Origin of the sequence: Streptomyces odonnellii (assembly GCF_000981895.1) — a bacterium.
GTDB classification, from domain to species: Bacteria; Actinomycetota; Actinomycetes; order Streptomycetales; family Streptomycetaceae; genus Streptomyces; species Streptomyces odonnellii.
Map to the genome: position 1 here is coordinate 1 of NZ_LATD01000177.1, position 6,012 is coordinate 6,012.

General features: G+C 69.9%; 6 protein-coding genes and 1 pseudogene. 3 read left to right on the plus strand and 4 right to left on the minus strand.

Annotation, left to right across the window (positions count from 1 at the left end):
* Positions 1 to 200 precede the first annotated feature (200 nt).
* Positions 201 to 1,259, plus strand: a complete 1,059-nt coding sequence (gene rarD, locus WH07_RS17565; protein WP_079023310.1) for an EamA family transporter RarD — start codon at positions 201 to 203, stop codon at positions 1,257 to 1,259.
* 34 nt (positions 1,260 to 1,293) lie between these two features.
* Here rarD and WH07_RS36285 read toward each other — a convergent pair whose 3' ends face one another.
* A complete protein-coding gene (locus WH07_RS36285; protein ID WP_052744442.1) occupies positions 1,294 to 2,217 on the minus strand; it encodes a DUF2637 domain-containing protein in 924 nt (307 codons plus the stop codon).
* Positions 2,210 to 2,425, minus strand: coding sequence for a hypothetical protein (locus WH07_RS39810; RefSeq protein WP_157877371.1), 216 nt, complete (start codon positions 2,423 to 2,425; stop codon positions 2,210 to 2,212). Before WH07_RS39810 ends, WH07_RS36285 begins: the two co-directional genes overlap by 8 nt.
* 550 nt (positions 2,426 to 2,975) lie before the next feature.
* Between WH07_RS39810 and WH07_RS17575 the strand changes: the two genes are divergently transcribed.
* Both WH07_RS17575 and WH07_RS17580 read left to right on the plus strand, forming a co-directional pair.
* A complete protein-coding gene (locus tag WH07_RS17575; RefSeq protein ID WP_046500924.1) occupies positions 2,976 to 3,200 on the plus strand; it encodes a hypothetical protein in 225 nt (74 codons plus the stop codon).
* 258 nt (positions 3,201 to 3,458) lie between these two features.
* On the plus strand, positions 3,459 to 4,835 hold the full coding sequence (locus WH07_RS17580; RefSeq protein ID WP_046500925.1) for a M28 family peptidase: 1,377 nt from the start codon (positions 3,459 to 3,461) through the stop codon (positions 4,833 to 4,835).
* A 122-nt stretch (positions 4,836 to 4,957) separates the two neighbouring features.
* On the opposite strand, the gene WH07_RS17585 is transcribed toward WH07_RS17580, so the two are convergent.
* Together WH07_RS17585 and WH07_RS38900 are read right to left on the minus strand one after the other, a co-directional pair.
* Entirely contained in the window at positions 4,958 to 5,908 is a 951-nt protein-coding gene (locus tag WH07_RS17585; protein ID WP_046500926.1) for an ABC transporter permease, read from the minus strand.
* A pseudogene (locus WH07_RS38900) lies at positions 5,895 to 6,012 on the minus strand (ABC transporter ATP-binding protein); the annotation flags it as partial. The gene WH07_RS17585 and the pseudogene WH07_RS38900, both read right to left, overlap by 14 nt.

The following is a 6,012-nucleotide window of genomic DNA, read 5'->3' on the forward strand; positions in this document are numbered from 1 at the left end:
CAGCCTCAGAACCGCATACAGAGACGCGCTCGTACCGGGCCTGTACATGACCGGGTTCCCGTGCTCGTACCGCGCCCGTACCGTCATGACCGTATGACGGTATGGAAATGACATGCGGCCCCGCCCGGCGCTACTTTCTTGGCGGGACGGCGTCGGCGGCGCGGGGCCGTGCGAAGACGGGGCAGGGGCGGGGAGGGCCAGTGAAGGCGGACAGCGATCAGCGGAGCGGACTGCTGTACGGGATCGGCGCCTACGGGATGTGGGGCTTGGTCCCGCTCTTCTGGCCACTGCTCGACCCGGCCGGCGCGACCGAGATCCTCGCCCACCGGATGGTCTGGTCGCTGGGCGTGGTCGTGATCTGGCTGCTGGCGCTGCGCCACTGGGGCTGGGTGCCCGGGCTGATACGCGAGCCCCGGAAACTGGGGCTCATCACCGTGGCCGCGGTCACCATCTCCCTCAACTGGGGTTTCTACATCTGGGCGGTCAACAGCGGCCGGGTCGTGGAGGCTTCCCTCGGCTACTTCATCAACCCGCTGGTGACGATCGCCATGGGCGTGCTGCTGCTCAAGGAGCGGCTGCGGCCCGCCCAGTGGACCGCGGTCCTCATCGCCTTCGGCGCCGTGCTGGTCCTGGCGGTGGGGTACGGGCAGCCGCCCTGGATCTCGCTCGTGCTGGCGTTCTCGTTCGCGACATACGGCCTGATCAAGAAGAAGATCAACCTCGGCGGTGTGGAGTCACTGGCGGCGGAGACCGCGGTCCTGTTCCTGCCCGCGCTCGGCTATCTGATCTGGCAGGGCGCGACCGGTTCCACCACCTTCGGCCGGGAGGGCGCGGGCCATATGGCGCTGCTCGCCGCGACGGGGGTGGTCACCGCGCTGCCGCTGGTGTGCTTCGGCGCGGCGGCGATCCGGGTGCCGCTGTCGACGCTGGGGCTGCTGCAGTATCTGGCGCCGGTCTTCCAGTTCCTGTTGGGCGTTCTCTACTTCCATGAGGCGATGCCTCCGGAGCGGTGGGCGGGTTTCTCCCTGGTCTGGCTGGCGCTGGCGGTCCTGACCTGGGACGCGCTGCGGAATGCCCGCCGTACGCGGTCGGAGGCGCTGCGGCTGGCGGCAGCGGCTGCCGCCGCCGCTGTGGAGAACCGCCCGGCGCCGGAGCAGGGCGCGGCGCAGGAGCGGGGTGCGGGACAGGAGCAAGGCGCGGGGCAGGAGCAGGGCGCGGCGCGGGAGCCCTCCCCGAGCCCCCGCGAACCTGCGACCTGACACCTGGCCCGCTCGTGTCCGTCGTCGATGCCGGTCATTTCTTGGGTACGGTCCCTCGGCGCGGGACCGAACGCGGCGTGAGGGTGTGGCGGGGCTCGGGGAAGCGCGTCAAGGCGATCTGCCGGATGAACTGGTAAAGGCACGCGCAGGCCGAGATGGGCGGCAGCGCCGCCACCGCGATCCCGGGCAGGGTCTTGGGGGCGGCGCTCACGCACAGCGTCACCGCGACGGACGAGAACAGCAGCAGGATCAGCCAGGGATGGGTGATCCGTCGGCGGAGCAGCGCGGAACGCAGGATCGAGAACGTCGCCACCAGCCAGGGGCCGAAGACCAGCAGCGGCCACCACCGCGCCAGGCCCGGTGGCGCGACGGTCAGGGCCATCTGTTCGAGCGGCTGGTACGAGACGCTCGCCCCGAGCACGCTGATGACCGTGACGGCCGCCGCCGTCAGCGTGGACAGCAGCAGACTGAGCACCTTCACCCATGTCCCGGAACCCAGCCGCGGCTCCTTGGGCTTGCGCCGGTTGTGGGACCGCGGGCGCGGTACACCCATCGGCAGCGGCGGTGGCGGGGCGGCGGCAGGCGCACCGTCTGTTGCCGAGGCTCGCAGAAGCTGGGCCAGGCCCTCTTCGAGACTGATGGTGTCCACGACCGGATCAAATCCGGGCTCCTGGCCGAACCTGGCCTCCGTACCGGGGCCGGGACCGGAAGCGGGGCCGGGACCAGAGCTGAGGCCGGTGCCGGGACCGGGACCGGGACCGGAGAGGGAACCGAGACCGGACTCCGGATAGACGCCGGCCTCGGGAAACGCGACGGATTCCGCATAGGCGCCGGGATCGGGATAGGCACCGTAATCCTGCGGCGAACCGGTCTCCTGCGACAGGCCGGTTCCGAAAGGCTCCCTGGACTCGGCGAAACGGATGTAGTGCGGATCATGGAAATCGGCGTGATCATGCATGGCGCACCTGTCCGGGCCCGCTGTCGGATCCGGGGGCGGCGGCCCGGGGCGCCGACATGCCGATATGGCTGTGGAAGCCGTCCTCGATACGGTCCATCACCTGCATGAAGTCGTCCAGCAAATCCCCGCAATGGCCTGGTTCCACCAGGTCGGCGCCGTGCACCGGCACTCCCGCGTCACCACCAGGCTCCGCCCTCGTTGGGGACACAACCACGCTTCTGGTGGTGGCGCCCAGGCTCCAACTAATGGGCCAAGAATGCGAATTCGGTGATGTCATACGCAGTAAACGAACGAACACCTTACGACAGTTGCCCGGCAATAGAGTGACCCAAGAACACATGACCATACCGCCGCCACTCATGGGCGCGGAGTATGCAACAAATACCATCGGCCTAATCGGCCACTCGTATCGATATCGCCCCGAGGGCGACCGCTCACGGTCGTATCCGGTCAGGCGCCTGACTGGATCCGGCAGGAAGCGGACACAGTCCGATTCCCAACAACCGCCGCCGCAAGGGTGGTTCAGACCTGTCGTATAGCACCTGTGACACACTTCACCCGCAGGGTGGTCAACGCGTCAGTCACGGTCCCCCCAGGCAACACCTCCGAACGGATGACCGTAGGAACGATTCCTCATGCGTCCATTCGGGCACGGGCGGCGTGCGCGCGCGGACCGGCCCGAGCGTTGCTGGTTCCCTGTCCCCCCGTCGCACGAGTCGCACGGATCGTACGAGTCGCACGGGGTCAGGAGACAAGGCATGCAGTACGAAATGCGCGCGGAGTACGCGGACGACTCATCGCCCCGCGACCGGTATCCCCGGCTGGAGGTATGGCACATGACGCGGCTCAACGAGGCGACCGCGCTGTGCGGGCGCGATCTGGACGCCGACGCCCTCACCCAGTCGGAGGAGGCGTGGGGCACCCCCGCCGGACAGCCCCTCTGCCACGCCTGCGGCGCCCTCTACATCCACCAGGTCCCCTAGGACATCCACCAGGCTCCCCGGGCCTGCCCTGCCCTGCCCGGCCGGACGTCGGGCCCGTCTGCCGGCCGCGCCCGTCGGCAGCGCCTGCGTCCGCACAGCGGACACCCGTGTCCCGATCGCACTCTTGACGGAGAGTCAAGCTCTCACTCACCATTCAGCACGCGCAACGCACCAACAGCTCCAACGCCCCACGCCGCAGTCGCCGTGGGGCGTCTTGCACGTTCCGTCCTGTCCCCGTACGGAATCCGGAGCCCCCACATGAAACTCTCCGTTCCCGGAGTGCGCCGAATACCGGCCGCAGCTTCCCGGTTCACCCGATTCGTCCTGCCCGCCGGGCTGGCCCTCGCCGGACTGGCCGCCGCCACGGCGCCCAGTGCGACCGCGGCGCCCGTGGACTCGCTGAGACCCGCGCAGTCGGCGTCGGCGGCCGTCCTCGCGGCCCCCGACATCCCGCTCGCCAACGTCAAGGCGCATCTGACCCAGCTCTCGTCGATCGCCGCCGCCAACGGCGGCAACCGCGCCCATGGCCGTGCCGGCTATCTGGCGTCCGTCAACTATGTGAAGGGCAAGCTGGACGCGGCCGGGTTCACCACCACCGTCCAGCAGTTCACCTCCAGCGGCGCCACCGGCTACAACCTGATAGCCGACTGGCCGGGCGGTGACCCGAACCAGATCGTCATGGCGGGCTCCCACCTCGACTCGGTCACCTCGGGCGCCGGGATCAACGACAACGGCTCGGGTTCCGCGGCCATCCTGGAGACCGCGCTCGCCGTCTCCCGCGCCCAGCTCCAGCCGGCCAAGCACCTCCGTTTCGCCTGGTGGGGCGCCGAGGAACTGGGCCTGGTCGGGTCCAGGTACTACGTCACCAACCTGCCGGCCGCCGACCGTGCGAAGATCACCGGCTATCTGAATTTCGACATGATCGGCTCCCCGAACCCGGGGTACTTCGTCTACGACGACGACCCGGCCATCGAGCAGACCTTCAAGGACTACTACGCGGGCCTCGGTGTCCCGACCGAGATCGAGACCGAGGGCGACGGCCGCTCCGACCACGCCCCGTTCAAGAACGCGGGCGTTCCGGTCGGCGGACTCTTCAGCGGCGCCGACTACATCAAGACCGCGGCCCAGGCCCAGAAGTGGGGCGGCACCTCCGGCCAGGCCTTCGACCGCTGCTACCACTCCTCCTGTGACACCACGGCGAACATCAACGACACCGCGCTCGACCGCAACAGCGACGCCGTCGCCTACGCGGTCTGGAACCTGTCCGCCACCCCCGTCCCGCCCTCCGGCCCGACCTTCGAGAACCTCACGGACGTCGCCATCCCGGACAACGGCGCCGCCGTCACCTCGGCGGTGACCGTCACCGGCCTTCCGGGCAACGCCCCGTCCACGCTCAAAGTCGGCGTGGACGTCAGGCACACCTGGCGCGGTGACGTGGTCCTCGACCTGGTCGGCCCGAGCGGTACGGCCTACCGGCTCAAGAACTCCAGCAGCAGCGACTCGGCGGACAATGTGATCGCCACGTACACGGTCAACGCGTCGAACGAGCCGGCCAACGGCACCTGGCGGCTCCGCGCCCAGGACATCGCCTCCCAGGACACCGGCTACATCAACGGCTGGAGCCTCACCTTCTGAGCCGTGGGCTCACACCGCCTCGGCCACGCACCGCACCACCGCGCCACCATGTGACGACGCCAACCACCGCTGCCCGTCCGGGCCTTGAGCCACCGCCCGGGCGGGCAGCGGCCGTCCACCGCTCAGGCCGTGATGTCCTTCGCGGTGAAGCGGGCCCAGGCCGCCGAGCCGAAGACCGCCGCGTACAGCGCCTGGAGGCCCAGGTTCCTGGCTATCCCGTCCCAGTAGACCGGTTCGCGGAGGAGGTCCGCGAAGGACAGCCAGTAGTGCGGGAAGAGATAGGGCTGTATCGCGTGCAACTGCGGGATCGTGTCCAGGATCTGCGCCGTGATCAGCAGCCCCACGGTCGCCGCCATCGCCGCGATCCCGCTGTTGGTCAGGGTGGAGATGAACAGGCCCAGGGCCGCGAGCCCGGTGAGGGAGGCGGCCACGATCACCGCGATCAACAGGGCCCGTATCAGCCCGTCCCCGAAGGAGATCCGCGTGCCCGAGATGGTGGTGACCTCGCCCAGCGGGAAGAGCAGCGCGCCGACCGCGAGTGCCGAGGCGGCCACGACCAGGGTCGCGACCAGGCAGAAGGCCATGGTGGAGGCGTACTTGGCGAGCAGCAGCCGGGTACGGCCGGACGGCGCGACCAGGAGATAGCGCAGCGTCCCGCCATGGGCCTCGCCCGCGACCGCGTCGCCCGCGATGACTCCGACCGCCATCGGCAGGAACACGGGCAGGGTCGCGGCGAGCGCGGCGAAGACCAGGAACAGGCCGTTGTTGGTGATCTGCGTCAGAAAGGCGGGTCCGCCACCGCCGGAACCGCCGCCGGGGCCACCGCCCGCTCCCCCGCCGTCGCTCGTCTCGATCTTCACGGCGATACCGATGAGGACAGGCACGGCCGCCAGCACGCCCAGCAGCGCGAGGGTGCGCCAGCGCCTGAAGGTGGTGGTCAGCTCGGAACGGAACAGCCCCAGCGTCCACCACAGCCGCGCCTCACGGCCACCCGCACCGCCCGCCGGTGCCTCCGCCCGCGTACCCGCCGCGTCCAGTACCCCCGCGCCCGTCCCGCCCTCAGCCTGCGACATCGAAGCCCTCCCCGGTCAGCGCCACGAAGGCGTCCTCCAGCGAGGCCCGCTCGACACCGAAGGCCCGCACCCGCACCCCGGCCCGTACCAGCGCGGCATTGAGG

Bases quoted from the DNA above. Each gene is read 5' to 3' on its own strand.
- WH07_RS36285 (WP_052744442.1), bottom strand. From the start codon at position 2,217: ATGCATGATCACGCCGATTTCCATGATCCGCACTACATCCGTTTCGCC.
- WH07_RS17575 (WP_046500924.1), top strand. From the start codon at position 2,976: ATGCAGTACGAAATGCGCGCGGAGTACGCGGACGACTCATCGCCCCGC.
- WH07_RS17580 (WP_046500925.1), top strand. From the start codon at position 3,459: ATGAAACTCTCCGTTCCCGGAGTGCGCCGAATACCGGCCGCAGCTTCC.
- WH07_RS17585 (WP_046500926.1), bottom strand. From the start codon at position 5,908: ATGTCGCAGGCTGAGGGCGGGACGGGCGCGGGGGTACTGGACGCGGCG.